The sequence below is a fragment of the Variovorax paradoxus genome (genome assembly GCF_902712855.1).
In the GTDB taxonomy this organism is placed as follows: domain Bacteria; phylum Pseudomonadota; class Gammaproteobacteria; order Burkholderiales; family Burkholderiaceae_C; genus Variovorax; species Variovorax paradoxus_Q.
Map to the genome: position 1 here is coordinate 3,778,049 of NZ_LR743507.1, position 21,910 is coordinate 3,799,958.

The 21,910-nt window shown below is 63.1% G+C and carries 15 protein-coding genes; 6 read left to right on the plus strand and 9 right to left on the minus strand.

All coding sequences use genetic code 11. The annotated features are described in order from the left end of the window. Positions 1-40: 40 nt before the first annotated feature. Entirely contained in the window at positions 41-883 is an 843-nt protein-coding gene (locus AACL56_RS17335; RefSeq protein ID WP_339091047.1) for an abortive infection family protein, read from the plus strand. A gap of 125 nt (positions 884-1,008) precedes the next feature. Here AACL56_RS17335 and AACL56_RS17340 read toward each other — a convergent pair whose 3' ends face one another. From AACL56_RS17340 to AACL56_RS17350, 3 genes are all read right to left on the minus strand, one after another. Continuing rightward, positions 1,009-1,821, minus strand: coding sequence for an antA/AntB antirepressor family protein (locus AACL56_RS17340; RefSeq protein ID WP_339091048.1), 813 nt, complete (start codon positions 1,819-1,821; stop codon positions 1,009-1,011). Then, on the minus strand, positions 1,818-2,093 hold the full coding sequence (locus AACL56_RS17345) for a hypothetical protein (protein WP_339091049.1): 276 nt from the start codon (positions 2,091-2,093) through the stop codon (positions 1,818-1,820). Before AACL56_RS17345 ends, AACL56_RS17340 begins: the two co-directional genes overlap by 4 nt. A gap of 79 nt (positions 2,094-2,172) precedes the next feature. After that, entirely contained in the window at positions 2,173-6,888 is a 4,716-nt protein-coding gene (locus AACL56_RS17350) for a transglycosylase SLT domain-containing protein (RefSeq protein ID WP_339091050.1), read from the minus strand. Between the two features lie 784 nt (positions 6,889-7,672). On the opposite strand from AACL56_RS17350, the gene AACL56_RS17355 reads away from it, so the two are divergent. Continuing rightward, positions 7,673-8,053: a hypothetical protein gene (locus AACL56_RS17355; protein WP_339091051.1), complete on the plus strand. Its 381-nt coding sequence runs from the start codon at positions 7,673-7,675 to the stop codon at positions 8,051-8,053. Positions 8,054-8,113: 60 nt separating this feature from the next. On the opposite strand, the gene AACL56_RS17360 is transcribed toward AACL56_RS17355, so the two are convergent. Continuing rightward, entirely contained in the window at positions 8,114-8,398 is a 285-nt protein-coding gene (locus AACL56_RS17360; protein WP_339091052.1) for a hypothetical protein, read from the minus strand. 63 nt (positions 8,399-8,461) lie between these two features. Then, complete coding sequence (locus AACL56_RS17365; protein WP_339091053.1) at positions 8,462-9,055, minus strand: recombinase family protein; 594 nt, start codon at positions 9,053-9,055, stop codon at positions 8,462-8,464. A gap of 205 nt (positions 9,056-9,260) precedes the next feature. Here AACL56_RS17365 and AACL56_RS17370 point away from each other — a divergent pair, with 205 nt between their 5' ends. Continuing rightward, positions 9,261-10,298, plus strand: coding sequence for a hypothetical protein (locus tag AACL56_RS17370; protein WP_339091054.1), 1,038 nt, complete (start codon positions 9,261-9,263; stop codon positions 10,296-10,298). 396 nt (positions 10,299-10,694) lie between these two features. On the opposite strand, the gene AACL56_RS17375 is transcribed toward AACL56_RS17370, so the two are convergent. Then, entirely contained in the window at positions 10,695-11,363 is a 669-nt protein-coding gene (locus tag AACL56_RS17375; protein WP_339091055.1) for a MarR family winged helix-turn-helix transcriptional regulator, read from the minus strand. A 536-nt stretch (positions 11,364-11,899) separates the two neighbouring features. Between AACL56_RS17375 and AACL56_RS17380 the strand changes: the two genes are divergently transcribed. Beyond that, on the plus strand, positions 11,900-12,649 hold the full coding sequence (locus AACL56_RS17380) for a hypothetical protein (protein ID WP_339091056.1): 750 nt from the start codon (positions 11,900-11,902) through the stop codon (positions 12,647-12,649). Positions 12,650-12,885: 236 nt separating this feature from the next. On the opposite strand, the gene AACL56_RS17385 is transcribed toward AACL56_RS17380, so the two are convergent. Genes AACL56_RS17385 through AACL56_RS17395 form a run of 3 tightly spaced genes read right to left on the minus strand, consistent with a single transcriptional unit; the run spans position 12,886 to position 19,945 of the window. Continuing rightward, on the minus strand, positions 12,886-14,124 hold the full coding sequence (locus AACL56_RS17385) for a TIGR03862 family flavoprotein (RefSeq protein ID WP_339091057.1): 1,239 nt from the start codon (positions 14,122-14,124) through the stop codon (positions 12,886-12,888). Then, on the minus strand, positions 14,121-17,393 hold the full coding sequence (locus AACL56_RS17390; RefSeq protein WP_339091058.1) for a UvrD-helicase domain-containing protein: 3,273 nt from the start codon (positions 17,391-17,393) through the stop codon (positions 14,121-14,123). The genes AACL56_RS17385 and AACL56_RS17390 overlap by 4 nt, the downstream gene beginning before the upstream one ends. Next, positions 17,390-19,945, minus strand: a complete 2,556-nt coding sequence (locus tag AACL56_RS17395; RefSeq protein ID WP_339091059.1) for a PD-(D/E)XK nuclease family protein — start codon at positions 19,943-19,945, stop codon at positions 17,390-17,392. The genes AACL56_RS17390 and AACL56_RS17395 overlap by 4 nt, the downstream gene beginning before the upstream one ends. Positions 19,946-20,101: 156 nt before the next feature. On the opposite strand from AACL56_RS17395, the gene trxA reads away from it, so the two are divergent. Beyond that, positions 20,102-20,434: a thioredoxin TrxA gene (trxA, locus tag AACL56_RS17400; protein WP_093195545.1), complete on the plus strand. Its 333-nt coding sequence runs from the start codon at positions 20,102-20,104 to the stop codon at positions 20,432-20,434. Between the two features lie 179 nt (positions 20,435-20,613). Further along, the gene (rho, locus tag AACL56_RS17405; protein WP_081266259.1) at positions 20,614-21,879 is read left to right on the plus strand and encodes a transcription termination factor Rho; all 1,266 of its coding nucleotides are present in this window, start codon (positions 20,614-20,616) and stop codon (positions 21,877-21,879) included. Positions 21,880-21,910 lie beyond the last annotated feature (31 nt).

Genomic DNA, 21,910 nt, shown 5'->3' on the forward strand with positions numbered 1-21,910 from the left:
TGGTGGTGGCACATCTTTTACGCACTGAGGGGCTAACAAGGTGGGCAAATTGATCCCGGCCCCGCTGATTGCGCTTGTTTCCGACCTTGTGTCTTCAGCGGAAACGCACGCCAGCTTGAACAGCCTGTTCATGTACGCGGAGGCTTCCGGCGAACCGCCCGAAGGTAGCAAGCACGTGAAGGCACAAGAGTGGCTTCGCAACACCAACAAGGCGCACGCCGATCCACTCGCCGTCCTGGGCAAGATCATTTGCCCGTACATGGAAGACCCCGTGATGGCGAGCGACTACGAGCCCCCGCAGTGGACGACCGAGGACGAATACATTCTTAAGAAGCGCGAGAACGTGCGCCGTATCGAGGCCGTACTTGCCAAGAACGGTCTCACGTATCGGATTGGTGGGTTTGTCACAGACGGCGGTATGGCGCCAAGCAAAGCCCTGAGCGACCTCATCAACGGCAGAGACCTCCCTGCCATTCATCGTGAATTCGAGCGGGCCTTAGACAGCGTTGAAGCCAAGCCACGCGATGCGGTCTCCGCTGCGGCCAACATTCTTGAATCAATCTTCAAGGTTTACATCGAAGACAACGGGCTCACGATGCCCGACAAGCAAGACCTTCAGCCCGTCTTCAAGGTCGTCAGAGCGGACCTCGGGCTTGATCCTGGCCGCATTGCGAACGACGACCTTCGGCAGATCATCAGCGGGCTGTTCTCAGTGGTGGACGGTATCGGCGCCCTACGCACACACGCAAGTAGCGCCCATAGCGAGGGCCGGAAGGGGTACAAGTTGGAGCCCCGCCATGCTCGCCTCGCCGTCAACGCAGCCCACACCGTAGCGACATTCGTGATGGAGACGTGGGACAGGAGAGAGAGCAAGAAAACATAGCCCGCGACCAACTGATTTGGTGCTCAGAGGCCGACACTAATCGTCACGCGCTGAACAAAACAGATGCCGCGAGACGAATGCCACAATGTGAAATGGAGGGCGAGTTTCTCTCACCCTCTACTAATTCACGCCGCCTGCCGATAGTTCGCAGGATCAATCCGCCCCCCATACGAAGCCCTCAGAAACTTGCGCAGGGCCTCTGGATTTCGGACGAGACCTGACTCAACTGCGGCGCGGGCCGACTCGTAGCACTTGGCATACAGCTTTGCGTCATCAGTGTCGAGCACGTCCCGTACACCGCGCCCGAAGCTCTCCCTCCAGTACCCCGTGGTGTGACCCGTGAGAACCTCGCAAACGACCCCCTTCAGCAGTTTCTCCCGCTCGATCGCCACAGAGCACACAGCGCCCCTCGCAATGCGCCCGGCCCTGGCATCATCTCCGGCACGCTTGCGGAGCATGTGAGTGACTTGTGTGTCGGTCTCCACGATGGCCGTGACGCGAACCCCGAGGTGAACCGTGAGGCGTTGCGCGAGGTCTTCCATGTCGAGGAAGTAGGCGCGGATATCCTCGCCTTGAACCGTGTTCGCTTGCATCGCAAGATGCGCGGCAACGTCGCGGCTCAATGTGTAGTCGATGCGAGGCGTTCCTCGTGCCGGGATTTTTAGAGCGGAAATTTCCGCGCTTAAATCCGCGCGGTCCATCATGGGTTTGATGTGCTGACTCGCCCAATCGCGGAATCGCCCGTGCGGCTTGCCGATCCGCTCCCACAACTTCCTTGCATCTAGGCACGGAGTTCGCCGATCTTCCATCAAAGGCAGCACACGGCGCACCCGGATGATCCGTTCGGCCTGCGATGACGTGAGCCCGAGGGTCACCATGGTGGAAGTTGGCACGGTGTTGATCGTGCTGAGGAGAGAACGACCATCGCGCTTGCTCATGCGACACCATCTTTGTTGTCGATGGTCCCGAGCGCATCGGCCCCCACAGCAGTCGCCAGCGTCATCATCTCGTGCGCTGCACGACGACCGAGCGCGTAGACCAGTTGGGCGCGGAGCAGGCGATCAACAGCAGCGGCGTTTGTGAGGCGCATGCCCGTACGCTGTGCATGCTCGCGGATGTAGGCCTTCAATCCGCCGAAGGTGGAATTGCGAAAGGTGATCTTCCGCTCGATGAGAATTTCCTCACCGGGGATGTGTGCTGGGTCTTGCATTGATTTCTTTGAGTAGTGAGTGGAAAAAGAATGACCCCCAGGGATTGCTCCGAGGGGGCCGAGTGGGGACGCTGAAGGGTTACTTCGTGGCGTCTTCGTTGGTGGGGTAGTCGTTCGCGAGGGCGTTTAGGAACGTGCTCACCGGGGCAACGTTGTTCAGCGGGAGCAGGCGCCCCCACGTCTTCACGTCACGCTGCGTGGTCTGAAGGTCATCCGATGCGGCGTTGCGCACCATCTTCCCGAGGGAGAGGAAGCCGTTCACCGCTTGCAGCGTCGGGTTCGATGCGAAGCTCGTCACGTCCGAGGTCGTCTTCGTGCCAGCGAATTGGGCTCCCGTGAAGTTGCCCAGCGTGGTGTCGTAGACGGTCGGCAGGAGGGACACCTGAGCGATGCGCCCGAACGAGTTGGCGACGATCTGCTTGGGGGCCATGCGCTTCGTGAGGTATTCCTCCTTTTGTGCATCGTCCATCCCCATCGCGCTCAGTTGCGTGCGACCCATGTAGGCCAGCGAAGCGAAGAACGATCCGTGCAGGACGGTGGACAGCGTGGAGAAGTCCCGGTGGTTCATCGCGAACAGCATCGACTTGTTCCAGCCGTGGATGGTGAAGTTCATGAACTGGAAGACGGTCTTACCAAGTGTGGTCCCCATAAGGGGCACCATCGAGGCGAGGTCGTTCTCCTGCACCACACGGCGGGTCTCGCGGTGCAGCGCATTCATGAGCATCGAGTTCATCTCCGGCTCGGCCTTGGCGAACTCCTTGAAGTCAAAGTTCTGCCGTGCGCCGTAGTCGCCCTTGCCGGTGCCCTTCGTGTGTGCCGCGATGGCCTTGTTCAGGCTCGCGTAGTCGGACTCGCTCATGCCCATCCATGCAAGGCGCTCCTTCGAGAGGAACTTGCTTGGCGCACCGTTCGCGGCATTCACGAAGTGGTTCACCAGGGCAATCGCGTGGATGCGCTTCTGCTGGATCATGGTGCCCGTCATGCCGGTGTAGTCAAGGACCCCCTTGGCGAGCTTCTTGGTGCCCGTATCGAGGGCGTCCAGGCGCCGGTTCATGGCCGTGTCGCCCTTGTAGCGAACCCAGTCATCCTTGGGGCTGAAGTCCAGGCGGGCCACGTACTCCGAGCCGACACCCCCGATGGTGTTCTCCAGGTGGTCCAGCCAGTCATGCGGAGCCTTGCCCGTAGCGACATCTCGGCGGAGCGCCCGAAGGTCCCCCACAGCAGCGAGCGTGGCCTTCCATCCCATCGACCCCACAATCTGCGACATCTCGGTCACCTGATTCCACACCGCGCCGCCCATGAGGCGAATCACGTTGAAGTCACGCCAGTGCTCCATCGCCTTGTTGAGCATCGAGAACTCCTCTTGGGGAATCCCCTGGATGCGGTCCACGGCGAATTTGAGGTCCTTCTTGGCGGCGACCGCAGCGGCCTCGCTGAAGCCTTCCTGCCCGAACGTCTTGGCCGTGGCCGCATCGATCATCCGCCCAATGTCAGACTGCTTGTAGATGTCGAGCCGGTCGGCCAGCGCGATGCTCGATGCGGTGCGCCGGAAGTAGGACTCCGACACGTCGAGGGCGTTGGACTGGATGAAGTCGTTGAGGGTGATGTCCACCTCATCGCCGCCGTTCGCAGGCTTCCACCGCTCGCTATGGGCCTCGCTGATGGTGTTCCGGTGGCGAAGGCTCGATGCCGTGCGGCCCGCGTCTGAGGACGGGTCCTTGAACATTCCGCGAATCAGCATGTGGCCTTCCGCTTCGGTGAACCCACCATTGCGCACGAGCGACTCCAGCAGGGCCTTCTCGTCGTAGCCCGTCATCATCTCCTCCAGGTGGTCCGCGCTGCGGTTCATGTGAGCTTCTTCGACCGTCCGCATGTACCACCCCGCCCACCGCTTGGCTTGCTCGTCTGTGCGGTCGGGAGCGGCCTTCTTGAAGGCGTTCGCCCACCAGGACTCCACGGCCTCACGCCCCCACGTCCGCGTCATCTCGTCCCATTTCCGGGCGTCATGCTTGCGGGGCAGGTAGTTCGGGTTCGCTTCGAGCTTGCCCACGAGGAGCTTCTCGCCGCTGGCCTCGTCCAGGACTTCTGTTTCCGTGAGCCCCTTCTTCGTTCCGCCGTTGCGCTTCGCCGGGTTGTTGATCTCCTCGCGGACATCGTTGTAGAGGCTGCGGAGGTGGTCCCCCGCACGCTTCACCTCGGGGTGGAACTCCCCCTCGAAGCCGCGCACGTAGTTGCTCACCTGGGTCCCGAAGTCCTCGAAGGCTTCACCACGATTGTGGAACTCCTTCTTGCTCTCCTTGAACCAGGCATCGAAGGCGCCGTAGGCCGTCTTCTTCATACTCGCGTTCCAGCCCTCGGCCCGCATCAGCGTCTCGTCCCATGCATTGCGTTCGACCACCGCGTGACCCTTATGGCCCACCGTAGAGCCGAACAGCTTGGATGCCAGCTCGCGCACCGCAGGGGGCAGCTTCTCGGAGCCGAGCTTGTGCTCCAGGCCGAGGCCCCAACCGAACACCGTGGGCACCTTTGCGGCGCTCGCAGCTGCAGCATCCTCCGGGTCCACCGAAGCGGCCCGCGTGATGAACTCGCCTTCGTCTTCCATCTTGGTGACCCGTGGCTTGCCCTCGATGCCCGACTTGCGGGTGAGGTGGTCCGAGAGGTCGATGAGCTTCGCGTAGGCGTTGTGCTCCGTCTCGCCGATGCCGAGGAGCTTGCGCAGGCCGTCAGTGAACTTCGTCCACAGCGTGGTCTTCGTTCCGCCCAACTGGATGCCCTTGAGGTAGTCCTGGAACTTCCGATTGGTGAGACCGTAGGCGACGAACTCATAGGAGTCCCCGAGGGCGATCCGCACGCGCTCCGGCAGGGTGTCGAGAGGGGCGTGCTGCTTCACCGTGGTGTAGAGCGCCTCCAGTTCCTTCGCGGCCTGGATCGACTTCGGATGCATCCCGGAGGTCTGCCCCTTCTGCACGCGCAGCATCTTGTAGACCGTGGCCGCGTGGAGTAGCTCGTGAACGAACGTCTCCTCGTTGAGGCCGTGGTTGCCCCTGCCGAAGCCGTGCCCACGGAGCGCCATCTGGATACCGTCACCGGCAGAGCCGTGCGGCGTCGAGACCACACCGAAGGCGCCTTGCATCGCTTGCGCCACCTTGGGGCTCACGCGCAGTTTCTTCAGGTCCGCTCCCGGGTCAACGATGTCGAACTTCAGCTTGCGGATGTCGATGCCCTTGAGGGCTCGATCCATGATCGCAACGAAGTCGGCGTTCGTGGAGTACGTCCGGATGTAGTCGGCCAGCTGGCTAATCTTCCGCATGGGCGGCAGTTCCAGGATGTCCTTAGCGCCTTCACGCGCAACGCGGATCGGCTTGTCCCACTCGGCGCCCCACGGTTTCCCCGAAGGGTTGCCGCTCGGCACCTCAGGCTCCTCCAGCTTGGGAGCCTTGGGGTTGCCCTCTCCGAGGTCCGGAAGGCGCCCCCGGTCGATCACGGGCGGTGGGGCAGGCTCGTCCCGGATGATGCCGATACGGGGGCCGTTGGGGTCCACCTCGGGGCCACGGGGGCGCCCGGCGATCCAGTCGTCTACCTTGCCGCGCCACTCAGGATCGATGCCATGGATGGGCGTGCCTGCGTCCCTGATCTCGTCGCCCATGCCCTCGCGGCCCTTGCGAAGACCGTAGTCGCGCAGGCGCTCGAAGTCCTCCCCGAGGGCGCCGATGCGCTTCGGGTTGGTGAGCCCACCGGTTAGAGCGCCGAGGCCCAGGCCGAACAACCCCGAGATAACCAAGTCGTCGTTCGTGGCCGTGGGCTTGAACTGGTTGCCGAAGGCGTCATAGGCCACGTTGGTGACACCCCCGAGGAGACCCAGGCGCATCGCATTGCTAAGCCGTGATGCCTTCGTGATCATTCCTGCACCGCCGACACCGGGCAGAAACGATATGAGCGTCGGGAGGTCAGGCAAGCCACCCACGATGCCCCCGATGAGCGCCGGGACGAACCCAAGATTTGCTAACTCCTGTTCTTTCGCCATCGTCTCGCGCAGTCGCGTGGTGCGCCGATCCATGCTGTCTTTCGTCGTCGCTTCGAGCAGGTAGGGCCAGTGGGCCTGCGGGAACTCCGTCAGGATGTCCCTAGCCTGCTTAGAGTCCCAGTCGAAAAGCTCGGAGGTTGCCGAGGCGACGCCTTGATCCTTGAAGAAGTTGTAGAGCGTGTTCTGTGTCTGGAAGCCCAAGCTAATCGCATGTCCCAAGTTAGCAATGCCATTGACGAAGCCCCCGACCTCAGCGTCGCGGCGACGGCCTCCCGATGCGAGATCGGAGGCGAGCGGGCCATCAGCGCTTGAGGTTGAGGTCTGCGACAAAAACTGTTGGCCCATCGGGATCGGCGCATAGGACTGCTTGCCGATCTCGTCCGCCGTCTTGGCGTGGAACTTCGCTAGGTAGCCCGCCGTCTCCTTCCAGGGCTTGCCCATCCTGAGGGCGTCCACCGCCTTGCCACCGCCGTTGTAGTCGGCCAGCGCGTAATCGATGTTGCCGCTGTGCTTCGACATGAGGTCGCGCATCTTGCGGCCAGCTGCGTCGGCAGATTGTTGGAAGTCGTTCGGGTCATCCAGTCCGTACTCTTTGGCCGTGGCGGGCATGAAGCCGAACCAGCCTTGGGCGCCCTTCGGGGAGAGCATGTTCTTGCCAAAAGATGATTCGATGTCTGCCTGCTTGTAGAGCGTGCCTTCCGGCAGGCCGTACTTCTTCTCGGTATCGAGAGTGAACTGACGGACTTCCCCCGTCGAGGTCGGTTGACCCATGATTGAATTCCTTGAGATTGGTTGGTTGAAAGGCAAAGAAAAAAGCCCCGACACCAGGACGGCGTAGGGGCTCAGGACAAGGACGCGGTTGGGGCGACCTATCGGCAACAGCTTGGGGTCACATGAGATGGATGGAGTGGGACTCAAGCTGCTGGCGATAGGACACCTGAGGGGTGGCGTGCCACGAGTGAGACCATGAGGAAGTCATCACCGGAGGGTGGCTCCAGAAGCACGGCAGTTGGTCTCCCGCCGAAGGCGTTGTTATGGGAATCAACTGGATCACCTTCAGGTGCATCTCTATGGTTTGATTTCTTCAGATGATCCTCATGAGAGATGCACCCTTGGGGCATCCTCAGGAATCTTTAAGGAGGCTTCGCCTTGCCCCCAAACCCCCATGGTCGTTCCCAAACCTCAGGGGTCTAGGTCTGATGACCGGGGCGGACGCAGGTCCGGTGAAGTTGGATGGGCGCCGGTCTCCGGCGCATGGCAATGGCGAAGGTCACCAAGTGGGGGCCGCAATCGCCGTGGCTGGGGCTTCCCGAGCAGGGCCAGGGGCTCACCAAATGAAGGGGTCAATCGAGGAGGCCCGGCTGGCCCGCTCAGGGGCGCCACAAGGCGGCAATGAAGCCCACTCGCGCCACCCTGCATTGATTTACTTGAGAGCCTCAAACGGGCTCTAATGGGCCTTGGCGCTATGGCACAAATCCACAAGCGAAAAGACGTGCAAAGCTCGGGCCGCTTGGCTTGCCTATGATCGAGAAAAATTCTGAGAGAGCAATTGGCGATGGCAACACAGCACGAAACCCATCTGGCTGAAACCTACAAGTCAATGATCACCCTCTCTGTAGAGGGATTCAAATTCAGCGCATTGGCGAACGGCGGCGCATGCGTGGCGCTCTTGGCTTACTTGGGAAACGTTGCATCCAAAGGCGCTGCGACTCCCGACATGCGTCTCCCGATGGGGGCTTTCTTGGCTGGTTTGGTCTCCTGCGGTGGCGCCATGCTTTGCGCCTACGTAACACAGCTCACGTTATTTCGGGAAGAGCGTGACGGCACGGCCAAGTGGCGATGGCATAAGTGTTTCCTCTGGCTCAGCGTCGCGTTCTACGCAACCAGCATTGCCGCATTTGCTGTCGGTGCGTGGTGGGCCGTGCGCCGCTTTTGACGGTCAGCATCAGAGGTCGCGAATCACGCGAAGTATCGAGAGCTTGCGGCATGGCTAGTACTACCTGCGGGCTTCGATCAGCGCCGACACGCGCTCCATCAGTTCGTCCGCTAGTCCCGCAGGGTCGTTCAGGAGACGCTCGACAGGAAAACTTCCGAGGCCTGTGGCGCCGTAAGCAACGCGAACCGAAGGGAACCCGTCACCAAGCTCTTGCGCTGCGTCGTGGAGACATTCAGAGATGGTCTCCAAGGCATCAGCGGATTCGCCGAACAGTTCACCCCCAATGGTGAGGCGATAGTTATAGAGCCCTGGACGGAGCTTGCGTATGTCGAGTGATGGTTCCATGCGAGGCATTGTCCAATGAGAAAAGCCCCTTTCGGGGCTCGTTCGGGTTGACGCTGGGACGCCTCAGGCCGAAGCCTTCAGGTACTCGTACACGCTGGCCCGAGAGATGCCGAGGGAGGCCGCGATGTCGGTCTTGGGGATGCCACGTGCAGCCATGTCACGGAGCGATGCAGCGGCTTCAGCATCTAGCGCCGGCTTGCGACCCTTATAAACGCCCTGGGTCTTGGCAATGGCGATGCCCTCGCGCTGACGTTCCTTGATGAGGGCACGCTCGAACTGGCCCACGGCACCGAGGAGTTGGAGCATCAGCGTTGCCATCGGGTCATCGTTGCCCGTGAAAGTCATCCCCTCCTTCACGAACGACACCGATACTCTGCGCCCCGTGAGGTCCTCTACGACCGCTTGAAGGTCTTTGAGGGAGCGCGAGAGGCGGTCCATGGAGTGAACATACAGGTGGTCCCCCTCGCGGACGAACTCACGCATGGCCTTCAGTTGCGGGCGGTCGGTGTCCTTGCCGCTGGCTTTGTCAGTAAAGACCTTGTCCAGGTCCACCCCGTCAAGCTGGCGGGCATCGTTCTGGTCCACGCTGGACACCCGGACATAGCCGATGCGCTTGCCGGTGGCGGGATGCGTGGGGGTCTTGGACTGTGCGTTCATGGCGGTATCGCTCCTAGGGATATGTCTGAATGAAGTCTAAGAGCAATTTTGGAATGTGTCAAACAAATCGAATGAACACCCTATCCAGACACAAAACACGGGCGCTGCATGTGTCTACTGAGGGTGTACGTTAGATGGACAGTGTGGGTAAGCTTCCGCGCACACTAATATTTGGAACGCCAACCCGGAATCCGCATAGCAAGAAATGAAAAAGACTAACTTCACGGCTTTTTACCCATCAAGACGCTATTGGGCTGACAGTGCGATCGACTTCTCCGACCAGACGAAGCAACACTGGTTTCTTAATCAGATGAAGGATGAAGTGTTCGAGGGGAACACAGGTCAGGTGACGTTGAAAGTTTGCCGCGATGGCCGAATCATGCTAAGAGTCGAAGCACTGGAACGCGAATTCGCACCGAACGAGGTGGAGCCCATCGAGCAGATGGTAGGAAGGTGGGGCCAATACCTCGACCACATGAACGCCTTCTACCTTCTCTTCGACTCGGCAATGCTCGAACTGAAGCAATACGCGCTCTTCAATCTGCACGAGATTACGCACCGCGACGCTTTTCGTGTGACCTTTGAAAACGGCGTTTGGGGTGGCGAAAACATGGCGATGGAAAGCATTGCATCGACCTTCCAATCGGACCGGTTCGCGGCCCCCGGTTTCAATGCGATGCCCAACCCTGCAGCACTCCCGTTGGAGCACGACCCGCGTTTCTCAAACCGCTATGTTGTCGATCGTTCTGTCTTTGAAAACGCGTTCTCCCGCTTCAGTGTTGCCATCGACAATCCCGGCCTTGTCGAGAAGCTTGCTCTGTACGCAAAGAGCCTCAGTGAATACAAGGCAGGCAATTACGAAACAGCCTTGGTCCTTTCGTGGTTCGTTATCGAATCCACACTCAATGCGCTTTGGAGCAAGCACCTCGACTCGTTGAACCGCGATCTCCCCGACCGGCGGAAGAGGATCAATGCAGACCGCCGCGCTACGCTGGCGACCGGAAGGGATTACACCAGCAGCGTGAAGTCCAACATGCTGGAACTTTGGGCGGTTTTGTCGCCTGAGCTATTCCGGGACATTGATACCGTGCGCGGGTACAGGAACGGCGTTGTTCATGACGAGCGGTTCCAGTCGAATGCTGAGAAGACGCAGCTTGCGCTCAAGACGGCACAAGAAATGATCTATGAGCGTTGGGACTTTCGATTCACCCCTAGCCTTTCCTACTCCGTAAACGGGCTCTGAAAAAATCATGAGCAGCAAAGCGGCAGGGAGACCCGCCGATCGGGTTAACACCATGGCGGTCCGCTTGGCCCGCTAAAGGACGCCGATGAGGCCACCGTATGGGCAGCCTGTTTCCTCAGGTGATGGGCTTTCCATGCGACCAAGGGAATGCATGTCACATCGCCTTAGCTGCCGCCGTGGTGAGGGCCGTTCGCGGCGACTGACTTCAGCGGTGGTCGCCATTGGCCTATTACACGCCAGCGGGTGCCCACGCGGTCCGCGTGCGTTGACGGGCACGGTATGCGGGTGGGCGCACACAAGGGGGCCAGGGGGATTTGGCGCCCGGATTTCTTCGAGGGGCTTTCACATTTTTGCGATGAAACCAAAATGGCTTGAGACCTCGCACAGTCCCGAACGTTAGTCCTTATCGTCCGCCGCTTGCTTGACCTTCAAATACTGCAATGCGGCGAAGCAAACCTCAAGGTCGGCGCGTGTTGTCTCGTCGCTGATTGACTGGCGGTCCAGATCGAAGTCGGACTTCAGTTCGTAGACGACGCTCTCCATGATCCGTAGAAGACTCCCCGTGCAGGTTGGTCCATTCAGGTCACTTACCAGCATCGCGAGGAACTTGCGCTGGTCTTCGGTGAAAGAGTCAGGATCTGCGTTCATTGGCGGGACGTGCGAAAGGGTGTAGGGGCGCAGATCATCGCACGGCGCAGGCTGGATTCGCTCGCACCGCTCGGGCGGTCTAGAGGTGTTGCCAAGGGTCGCCGGGATGAGTCTCCCCGACGCAGTGAGGCGGACGACTTGGCACCTCCCGTTGTCGAGGTCCCTGCGTTGAGCGAGCAATCCGACCCGGACCAACTTTGCAACGTGCCGCGATGTGGTCTGCCTCGTAAAGCCGGTGACCCTGCATATTTCGATCTGCGAGCAGGGGCTCGTACGCACGACCGCGATGAAGGTCAGCATCTGTCTAGCGGTGATGCTCGGCGCGGCCTTGCGCATTTCTGCGGTAACGCGCTCATAGCTCACGAGGCCAATGTTAGGGGCAGCAGCACCAGTAAACGGTGCAGATGCCGAATCCATGGGTGTGCCTTTCACGTCTTAGCTGTAGCTCAGTTCCTCACGCATGAACAGCAGCAACCAAGACGCGGCCTCACCGGACTTGCAGGCGTCGCCGCTTGGGCCGCCCAAGGACTCCACGGCTCTGAAGATTCGTTCACACGGAATAAGGCAACCGCTGTACCACTCAGAGACATCATGATGGAACGCGACGAATGCGCCCGCTAACAGGACCGCGCCATGGGGGTCAGCGTCGGCTTCGAGTATGAAATTTTCGGGGTGTAGATCAGATGCCATGAAGGGCTCTCAAGGGAGGTTTCGGGGCACGTCGAACTGACGTGACCGGCCAAATGATCGTCAGGAAAACAGGCTATCGCTATACGCGCAAATACGCGTATAAAACGGCTGTGATAGAGTTGAATCTATTGCAAGAAACAGCGATGCCCCTTGCTATTTGGCGAGCACAGGTACTCTCCCTTTCGAAACCATTTCGTTTTCGAGATGATTTGCAAATCGGCCAAGAGCACTAGGCCAAAAACGAGGATCATCAAGAATCACTCATGCCTTATGCAGAACCACCGAAGTCAGATAAATTCATATCTGTAGTCACGCAGTTTAAGACGCTCCCCGATCCATACACGGTACGGACGAACGTCAACAAGGCGACCGGAGAAATACATCGCACGTACTTCTACAAGCGCAAAGCCTGTTATCGAGTCGTTCTTGACAGTCCCTTGGCGAAACAGTTGGCGGGCTACACGCTGATAGAGAAGGACCTCAGAAGCGCGCTAATCTGGATCGAGAAAATTGCTGCTCTTGCTGATCCTCGTCCCGCCGAACAACGCGCCTACTTCGGCCAAGGTAAAGACCGAGAGACATACAACATCATCAAAGGCTTGATGGTTGCCACGCTGACTTTCTACGGAAAGTGCTTCGCAAAAACTGGCGCTCGTAGAATCAAGCTCGAACGATCTCAGTTGGACCCTCGTTTCCATAAAATTCATGACAATGTGATGGAGTACCGCCACAACTTTGCGGCTCACAGCGGTGACTCCCCAATTGAACGAGTTGAGATTGCCCTAGTCTTTCCGCAGAATCCTCGGACGATCGCAGAACCCAATCTCTACCGGGAACTTATGCAACCAGACCACATCGAGAGCTCGAATGGTCAAATCCAAACTAAAGAGCTAATCGAGCACGTGCAGAGCTTTGTGAATCAGAAGATCAATTTTTTGATCGAGAAGATTTTGCGCGAGGAAGTCGCACCCCCTGGGCGCGAAGGGTGGACCAAGAAGGCAAGAGGCGGCTAGCCAAACGCTACCTTGTCGGCCGCGCCCCTGTTAGGATCAGATCGGCTGTGCAACCAAATTGTAGAACCTAGTCTTAACCCAGTCCCCGTAAGTCATTGATTTTATTGACCATAAGGGATTCGAGGGCGGCGGTAAGGCTCGTCAACCTCTTCAAAGTCACGTTTCATTCCACGCGAAATGAAACGGGGCTTGCAAAAACTCTCGGCGAAAAGCGAAATTCCGACGGCACGAGGCCTTCACAGGTCCAGCCGCTGGATGACGCCGCGCGCCGCTGCGACACCGCTGGCCATCGACGCCGTCAGCAGATAGCCGCCTGTCGGCGCTTCCCAGTCGAGCATCTCCCCTGCCACGAACACGCCGGGCAGTGCATTGGCCATCAGTTGCACATCGAGCGCATCGAAGCGCACGCCGCCGGCGGTGCTGATCGCCTCATCCACGGGTCGGGTCGCGACCAGCTTCAGCGGCACCGCCTTGATCGTGGCGGCCAGTTGCGTTGCATCCGCCATTGCGTCGCGGCTCAGCACTTCGTGCAGCACACCGGCCTTGATGCCGTCAAGGCCCAGGCGGCTCTTCAGGTGGCTGCTCAGCGAGCGAGCGCCGCGGGGATGCCTGACGGCCGCCAGCACCTGTTCGGCGCTGCGGTCGGGCAACAGGTCGAGCAGCAGAGTGGCACTGCCGTTTGCGGCGATCTCGTCGCGCAGCAGCGCGGAGGCTGCGTAGATCAGGCTGCCTTCGATGCCCGTCGCCGTCGCCACGAACTCGCCCTTGCGCGCAAAGTGCCGTCCCTGGCTGTCGGTGAACGAGACCGCCACCGACTTGAACGGCTGGCCGGCGAAGCGGCTCGAGAAGTGTTCGGTCCAGCCGCTGCCGTCGAAGCCGCAGTTGGCAGGCCGCAGCGGCGCGACGTCCACGCCCCGCGCCTGCAGCCACAGGGCCCAGGCGCCGTCGGAGCCGAGCCGTGCCCAGCTCGCGCCGCCCAGCGCGAGCACGACCGCATCGGCCTTCGCAGTGACTTCGCCCGCAGGTGTTGCAAACCGCAGGGCGGACAGATCGACCGCGCCTTCGCCGAGCCAGCGATACCGCATGTGAAACTGCACGCCGGCCGCGCGCAGCCGCTGCAGCCACGAACGCAGCAACGGCGCGGCCTTCATGTCCTTCGGAAATACCCGTCCCGAGGTGCCGACGAAAGTCTCGACGCCCAGCCCCGTCGCCCAATCGCGGACCTGCTGCGGACCGAACTGCGCGAGCATCGGCTCGAGCTCGGCGCGCCGATCGCCGAAGCGCCCCATGAACGCGTCGAGCGGTTCGGAATGCGTGAGGTTGAGCCCGCCGCGCCCGGCCAGCAGGAACTTGCGCCCCACCGAGGGCATGGCGTCGTACACGTGCACCTGTGCACCGGACGCGCTCAACACTTCCGCCGCCATCAGCCCGGCGGGTCCGCCGCCGATCACGGCAACGACAGGAGAAACAGTCATTCGAGATTTACCAGTTCGCCCTGCCCGGTGAGGAACGCGACGCGGACCGTGGCACCGGGGTAGGCATGTTGCACCGCGGCGCGATAGCGCTGCATCTGTGCGATCAGCGCGGCGTCCCGCTCCGGGCGCGCCGCGGATTTGTAGTCGAGGATCCACCAGGCGCCGCCATCGCGCTCCCGCACGAGGCGGTCGATACGCAAGGTCTCGCCTTCGTGCACCAGCGTGACCTCATTGCCATGCCAGTCGACCCTGCGATCGTCCCACACCCACGCGCCTTCTCCCGCGCGGATGCGCTGGGCCAAGGCGGCAGCGCCGCGCGCCTGCTGGGCGTCGAGCATGAATTCGCGGGCCGCGGCGCGCACGTGCGCGGCCGGCAGCGGCTCGCCAGGCACGGCCCACTCGAGCAGCCGGTGCATGGCCTGTCCGAACGCGGCGGCACGCGCATCGACGGTCGCATCGGCGGCCTTCTTCCTCGCGTCTTTCGCGGTCGGCGCCTCCGCTGACGGCGGCACTTCGGGCATCCGGCTCATCGAGAAGCTGCCCGTGCCACCGGCGATGGCCAGCTCGACGAGCGGCTCCCCCGCCTCCGTACGCTCGCACAGCGGTTCCAGCCGGCTCCACCAACTGCTTTCGTTGGCGCGCGCCGGCCGCACGGACGACAGCACCAGCCGCTCTCGCGCCCGCGTGGTCGCGACGTAGAGGCCGTTGAGTTCCTCGCGATGCCGCGCGCGTTGCTCTTCTTCCAGCAGCGATACCGCGCACGCAGGCGGCGCCTTCTCGCTCGCGAGGAAAACGAAGCGCGTGGGCGCGCTGTCGCTGCCCTTCCACTCGACCAGCACCCCCATGGTCTGCGAGCGCGGCGGCGCGGCGTCGCAGTCGAGCATCAGCACGGTGTTGGCCTCGAGGCCCTTGGCACCGTGCACCGTCAGGAGCTGTACCGCGTCGGGTGCTGCAACGGTCGGCGCACGCACGCCGCCTGCGCGCAAGGCGCGCACCAGCGCATACGGCGTGACGAAGCGCGCCCCATCGATTTCGAGTGACGCGGTCAGCACGCCGCGCAAGTTGGCCAGCGCACTCGCGCGCATGGTGGCCGGCACGGCAGCGCCGAATTTCGCGAGCAGGTCGCCGTCGTGAAAGATCGCGTCGAGCGCATCGTGCGGCGGCAGCGTCATCAGCCAGCGCTGCCATTTCTTCAGTTTCAATCCGGCATCGACCAGCACCGGCGGCAGGGTCTCGTCCTTCAGGACCAGCGCGAACCAGCTGACCATGCCGCGCTCGCGCTGGCGCAGCGCGAGCTGGACCAAAGCTTCGTCGTCGACACCGAACACCGGCGACTTGAGCGCGCGCGCCAGCGACAGGTCGTGCGCGGGCGAAACGAGCACGTCGATCAGCGCGACCACGTCCTGCACCTCGGGCGCGTCATGGAGCTCGTTCTTCTCGGGTTGCTGCACGGGAATGTGGCGTTGGCGCAGCGCGTCCTGCATGGCCGACAGGCGGCTGCGGCGGCGCGCCAGCACCATGATCTGGCGCGGCGGCGTCCCGTCGGCAATGCGCTGTGCGACCCATTGCGCGGCCTGCTCGCACTCCTTCTGCAACAGCTGCTCCTCCGGCAGCACGCGCGGCGTGACCAGGCTGTCGCGCCAGTGCAGCATGCCGTCGTCCGCAGGTTCGGCGTCGGCCGCATTGCCGAGTGCATCGCGATCGATGGCCGGCAGCTTCAACAGCTCGCCCTCGTCGGTGCGCTCGGTGGTGTGGGCGCGGTAGCCGTCGAACTCGCCGGCATCCTGCGCGGCGAGCATGGCGGCATTGACCAGCCTGACCACGCCACGTGCGTTGCGGTGCGTGTGGTCGCAGTTGAGCAGTTCGCCGCCCAAACCTTCGCGCACGAACTTCTTGGCCGCGATGAACACCTGCGGCTCGGCACGGCGGAAGCGGTAGATGCTCTGTTTGGGGTCGCCGACGATGAACACGCGCGGCGCGCTGCTGCCCGCGCCGACGTAGGCGCTGAGCCAGCCGTAGAGCGCCTGCCATTGCAGCGGGTTCGTGTCCTGGAACTCGTCGATCAGCAGGTGCGCGATGCGCGCATCGAGCCGCTCCTGCACCCACCCCGACAGCGCCGACTGGCCGAGCAGCAGCTGCGCGGCCTGCTCCACGTCGTTCATGTCAACCCAGCCGTGGGCGCGCTTCACCTCGGCGAAAGCGGCAATGAGCAGGCGAGTGAGACGCGTCATGCGCTGCTGGTAGAGCCACGCAGCATGCTGCGCCTGGGCGCCGCACAGCACCTGCAGCTCGGCCTCGGCGTCGACGGCCGCAGGGAACTTCAGCAGGTTCTTGTTGAGCCGGTCTTCGGTCGCGACAAAGAAGTTCTTGCGCAGGTGTGCAAGCGCGGCCGGCAGCGCGTCGGCATCGGGTTCGCCGGTGCCGAAGATGTCGATGATGGCTTCGGCCGCCTTCTGCGGTGTCTTGTTGGTCTCGCGGCCCAGCGCGGCTGCGCGGTCGAGCCAGCGGCGGCGCACGTGCTCGCCGCGCAGCGCGTCGGTCGGCTCGGCGAGACCTTCGAGCGCGGGATGAAGCGCGCCGAAGTGCTGCACGGCGTTCTCCGGGTCGGCCAACGAGAATTCGACCCGCTTGGAGAGCGCCTCGCCCAGCGCCTTTGCGGTCTGCGAGCGGCCGTGCGTGGCGACCACCGCGTAGTAGTCGGCCAGCGCAGCCTTGTCGGCGGTGACGGCCTCGAAGAACGGTCGCCACGTGTGCCCGCGCGCCTCGGCGTCGTCCTCGAGCAGCTCGTAGTTCGACGGCAGGCCGAGTTCGCGCAACACGGCAAGCGGCGCATTGCGCAACAGGCCCGCGAACCACGCATGGAAGGTACGGAACTGGACCGGCCGGCCGGATTCAAGCAGCCGCCGATAGAGACCCTTCAGGCGCGGCACCGCGGCGTGCGCGGCGGCGGGCTCGACGCCGCGGATCACGAGTTCGTGCAGCAGCTTCTCGGGCGGAAGCTCGGCGAAGGCTTCGAGCCACTGGTCGAGGCGTTCGCGCATCTCGCCGGCCGCCTTCTTGGTGAAGGTGATGGCCAGGATCTCGTGCGGCTCGCAGGCCGATTCGCCCTCCTCCAGCAGCGCGCGAAGAATGCGCGACACCAGCATCCAGGTCTTGCCGGCGCCGGCACACGCTTCCACGGCGACCGATCGGCGCGGGTCGCAGGCAACGGTATAGAAGGCCTCCCGCTCGACGTGGCGGCCGTTGTGTTCGTAGGCTGCGCCGCTCATTTCGACAGTTCCCAGAAGTCCTTGCGGCACAGGCCGCGGGCTGCGCAGTAGTCGCACACGGCGCCCTCGCCCAGTGGCGGCAGCGCCGCCCCCTGCGCGATGCGCGCGAAGTCCTCGATGATCCCGGCCAGCAGCGCGTCGCGTGCCTCGACCACGGCAGGCTGCTCGACGGTCTGGGTGCCGGACGACTTCTCGCCGACATTCACATAGGCCGCGCGCAGCGTGTCGTCGGCCACCAGCGCAGCGTAGAACGCAAGCTGCGTGTCCTCGGTGGGCTCCTTCACGCGCTCCTTGGTCACCGACGACGATTCGGTCTTGTAGTCGATCACGAAGGCCTGCCCGTCGGGCATGCGGTCGATGCGGTCGAGCCGGCCGACGAGCCGCAGCTTGCCCAGCGGCTGCTCCTTCCAGGGCTCGGCCTCGACGAAGACGGCGCCGCTCGCCTCGTGGCCGGCAAACCAGCCGAGATAGCCGTCGCGCACCGCGGGCCATGCCGCGGCGAACGGCAGGAACTCCGCATCGGACAACGCCATCTCGCGCGTGCTGCGCTGCGCCGCGTCCTCGATGAGGGCGAGCCGCTCCTGCGCATCTTGCGTGGGTGTTTCGATCAGGGCCTCGTGGAAGTGCCCCAGCACCGCGTGCAGCCAGTTGCCGAAGTCCCGCTTGTCCACCTCGGCATCAAGCTCGTCGGCGCTGCGCAGCCCCAACTGGCGCAGCGCGAAGAAGCGATAGGGGCAGCGGCGCAGGTCCTCGTAGACGCTGGTGGAGATGTTCTCCAGCGGCAACAGCGCGCCCGAAGGCTGCGGAACGGCCGTCGGCCGCACGGCGACCTCGCGCGGCAGCCGCGGGTCGACGGACGGCTCCAGGGCATGGTCGAGCCGCAACGCCTGCACCAGCGGGCTCGGACTGACAGGCTCGCCAGTGACGTCGGACTGGCGCCAGAGCAGTTCGCAGCACGGGTTGCGCAAGGCGGCGGCCCATGCGGCACGCTGCGCGGCCTCGAGCGTTTCGCGCAGGGGCAGGCCGAGGTCCTGGCGCTGGGCTGCGCTCCAGTTGCCCGGCGGCTCGGGCGACGCGGGCAGGCGACGGTCGTCGCAGCCGGGAATGACCACCGCGCCGAAGGCACGGCCGAGCAGTTGGTACAACGGCAGCACGACCACGCGCGGGGCCTGGTCGCCAGCGGGCGGAACGAAGCTCGCGTCTTCGAGCACGTCGCGCACCCAGGCGGAAAATTCGGCCAGGGTGTGGCGTCCGCCAGGAAACTCATCGTCGTCGCCGTGCGCGCCGGCATCGAGCCACAGCGCGCCAATGACCTTGCCGCCTGCGAAGTCGTCGACCAGCAGCTGCCATTGCCCGCCGGCCTCGAGCAGCTCCCGCAGTGCGCGCAGCCACTCGGCCAAAGCGCGCGCGCGGACCATGGGCGCCCGGCGCTCTTCGATGGCCTCGGTGTAGGCCAGCAGCGCGACATCCTGCGATTTCTCGCTGCGTGCCACCAGGCTGCACCACGCGGACCAGTCGCGCAGGCCTTCGCGGCGCAGGCGCACTTCCAGCGCCTGCACAGTGGGCGCGTCGCCATCGGCGCCCCCCTTGAGCCACTCGAGCACCTGGTCGCTGCTGGCGTCGTGCGCACAGGCGCGCAGCGCGGTCATCAGGGTGGCCGCGGCGCGCGTGGTCGAGAGCTTCCAGCCGGTTTCGTCGTGCGTGACGACGCCTTGCGCGGCAAGCTGGGCGCTGATGCGGCGGGTCAGCGCGCGGTCGGTGGCAATCAGCGCGACGGGGGCGCGATCTTCGGCAAGGTGGCGAAGCACACAGGCGGCGGCGAGCTGGGCTTCGTCCTCGGGGTCGAGCGCCACATGGGACGCCGCGGGCTGCGGCGGTGCGCCGGCGGGCACGAGCGAAAGATGCAACGCATGGTCGCCCCACAGGGCGCACAGCGACTGCGTCAGCGGGTCGGGCTGGAAGCCTTCGAGCACGATCAGCGCATCGACCTGCGACCGCGTGGACTCGCGCAGCAGCACGTCGGTCGCGAAGCCCGAGGTCGACACCCAGGCCACGGCGACGCGGATCAGCGCGCTCTCGATGCGGAACCACTCCGACTCGCTGCCTGCTTCGGCGACGCCCGCTGCGCGCCGGGCCCAGCCTTCGACGCGCTCTTCAGGCGTCACGGCAGCGGCGAGCGGCGCCAGTTGATATGCCAGTTCGACCACACGGCCGGCCATGGCGAAGCGCTCGGCATGGAAGCCCGCCTGCGACAGCAGCGCCTGTGCGGTCACGAGGTCACGGGCCATGTCGTGCGCGATGTCGTAGCCGGTGGGCACGAACCCGCCCGCGCTGCGGGCCCAGTTGTGGGTGGTTTCAAAACGGGGCACGAAGCCGGGACTGCCGCAGCGCGCCCACATGGCGCGCGCGACCCCCATGAGCTGCGCATACGGCACCAGCACCACCGTGCGGGCGGCGTGCAGCTCGCGCTCGCCCAGAGCGCGGACGATGCGCGCGACGACGCCATCGACGGGATCGCACCACAGGGCCTGGACGGGGTGGCCTTCGTTCATGTTCTATCGAGGGATTTGAGAGCGTGGGACGTGACCTGCAAGGGCATTGGCTATCGCCGCGATAGCGTCCCCGCGCGGCACGCCACCCCTTGGTTTCTGTCACAATGACCAGCACTTTAGCTGCACCGAAACTCTCTGCGCACAAGGACACATCACATGGCCAGCGAACTCATCAAACACATCTCCGATTCCTCTTTCGAGGCCGACGTGCTCAAGTCCAGCCAGCCCGTGCTGGTCGATTACTGGGCCGAATGGTGCGGCCCCTGCAAGATGATCGCCCCGATCCTCGACGAAGTGTCGACCGCCTACGAAGGCAAGTTGCAGATCGCCAAGCTGAACGTGGACGAGAACCGCGACATCCCCGCCAAGTTCGGCATTCGCGGCATCCCTACGCTGATGCTGTTCAAGGACGGCCAGCTGGCCGCAACCAAGGTCGGCGCCATGAGCAAGGCGCAACTCACGGCCTTCATCGACCAGCAACTCGCCTGAGCGATTTGAACCGGCCAGCGCGCAATGCGTTGGCCGGCGCGTTTTTCCTGTCATAATCTCCCACAGATCACCGGCCCTTACAGGCAACCGGTTCGAGTTCCCCGGTTAGTGAAGCACTTCTCGCTTCACATTCAACCTCCCCCCGTTTTCCGTTCGATTACCCCGCAAGGGGTCATTCCATGCACTTAAACGAACTCAAGGCACTCCACGTGTCTGAAGTCCTCAAGCAGGCTGAAGCGCTTGAGATCGAAAACGTCGGCCGCATGCGCAAGCAGGAGCTGATGTTCGCGATCATCAAGAAGCGCGCCAAGGCCGGCGAACAGGTCTTCGCCGATGGCGTGCTCGAAATCCTGCCCGACGGCTTCGGCTTCCTTCGCAGCCCCGACACCAGCTTCACGGCCAGCACGGACGACATCTACATCTCGCCCAGCCAGGTGCGCCGCTTCAATTTGCACACCGGCGACATGATCGAAGGCGAAGTGCGCACGCCCAAGGACGGCGAACGCTACTTCGCGCTGACCAAGCTCGACAAGGTCAACGACGGTCCGCCCGAGCAGAACAAGCACAAGGTGATGTTCGAAAACCTGACGCCGCTGTTCCCCAAGGAGCAGATGAAGCTCGAGCGCGACGGCATCAAGGGCGAAGAGAACATCACGGGCCGCATCATCGACATCATCGCCCCCATCGGCAAAGGCCAGCGCGCCCTGCTCGTGGCACCGCCCAAGAGCGGCAAGACGGTGATGATGCAGCACATCGCCCACGCGATCAGTGCCAACTACCCCGATGTCCACATGATGGTGCTGCTCGTCGACGAGCGCCCTGAAGAAGTGACCGAAATGCAGCGCACGGTGAAGGGCGAAGTCATCGCTTCGACCTTCGACGAACCGGCAGCGCGCCACGTGCATGTGGCCGAAATGGTCATCGAGCGCGCCAAGCGCCTGGTCGAGCTCAAGAAGGACGTCGTGATCCTGCTCGACTCGATCACCCGCCTCGCCCGCGCCTACAACAACGTCGTGCCCTCGTCGGGCAAGGTTCTGACCGGCGGTGTCGACTCCAACGCGCTGCAGCGTCCCAAGCGCTTCCTGGGTGCGGCGCGCAACGTGGAAGAAGGCGGCTCGCTGACTATCATCGGCACTGCGCTGATCGACACCGGCAGCCGCATGGACGAAGTGATCTTCGAAGAGTTCAAGGGCACCGGCAACTCCGAGATCCACCTCGACCGCCGCCTGTATGAAAAGCGCGTGTTCCCGTCGATCCAGCTCAACCGCAGCGGCACGCGCCGCGAAGAGTTGCTGCTCGCACCCGAGATCCTGCAGAAGACCCGCATTCTTCGCCAGCTCATGTACAACATGGACGAGATCGAGTCGATGGAGCTGATGCTCAAGAACATGAAGGCGACGAAGACCAATGTCGAGTTCTTCGACATGATGCGTCGCGGCGGCTGAGCTCCACGCTCTTCCGTCAAAGCGCGTCGAC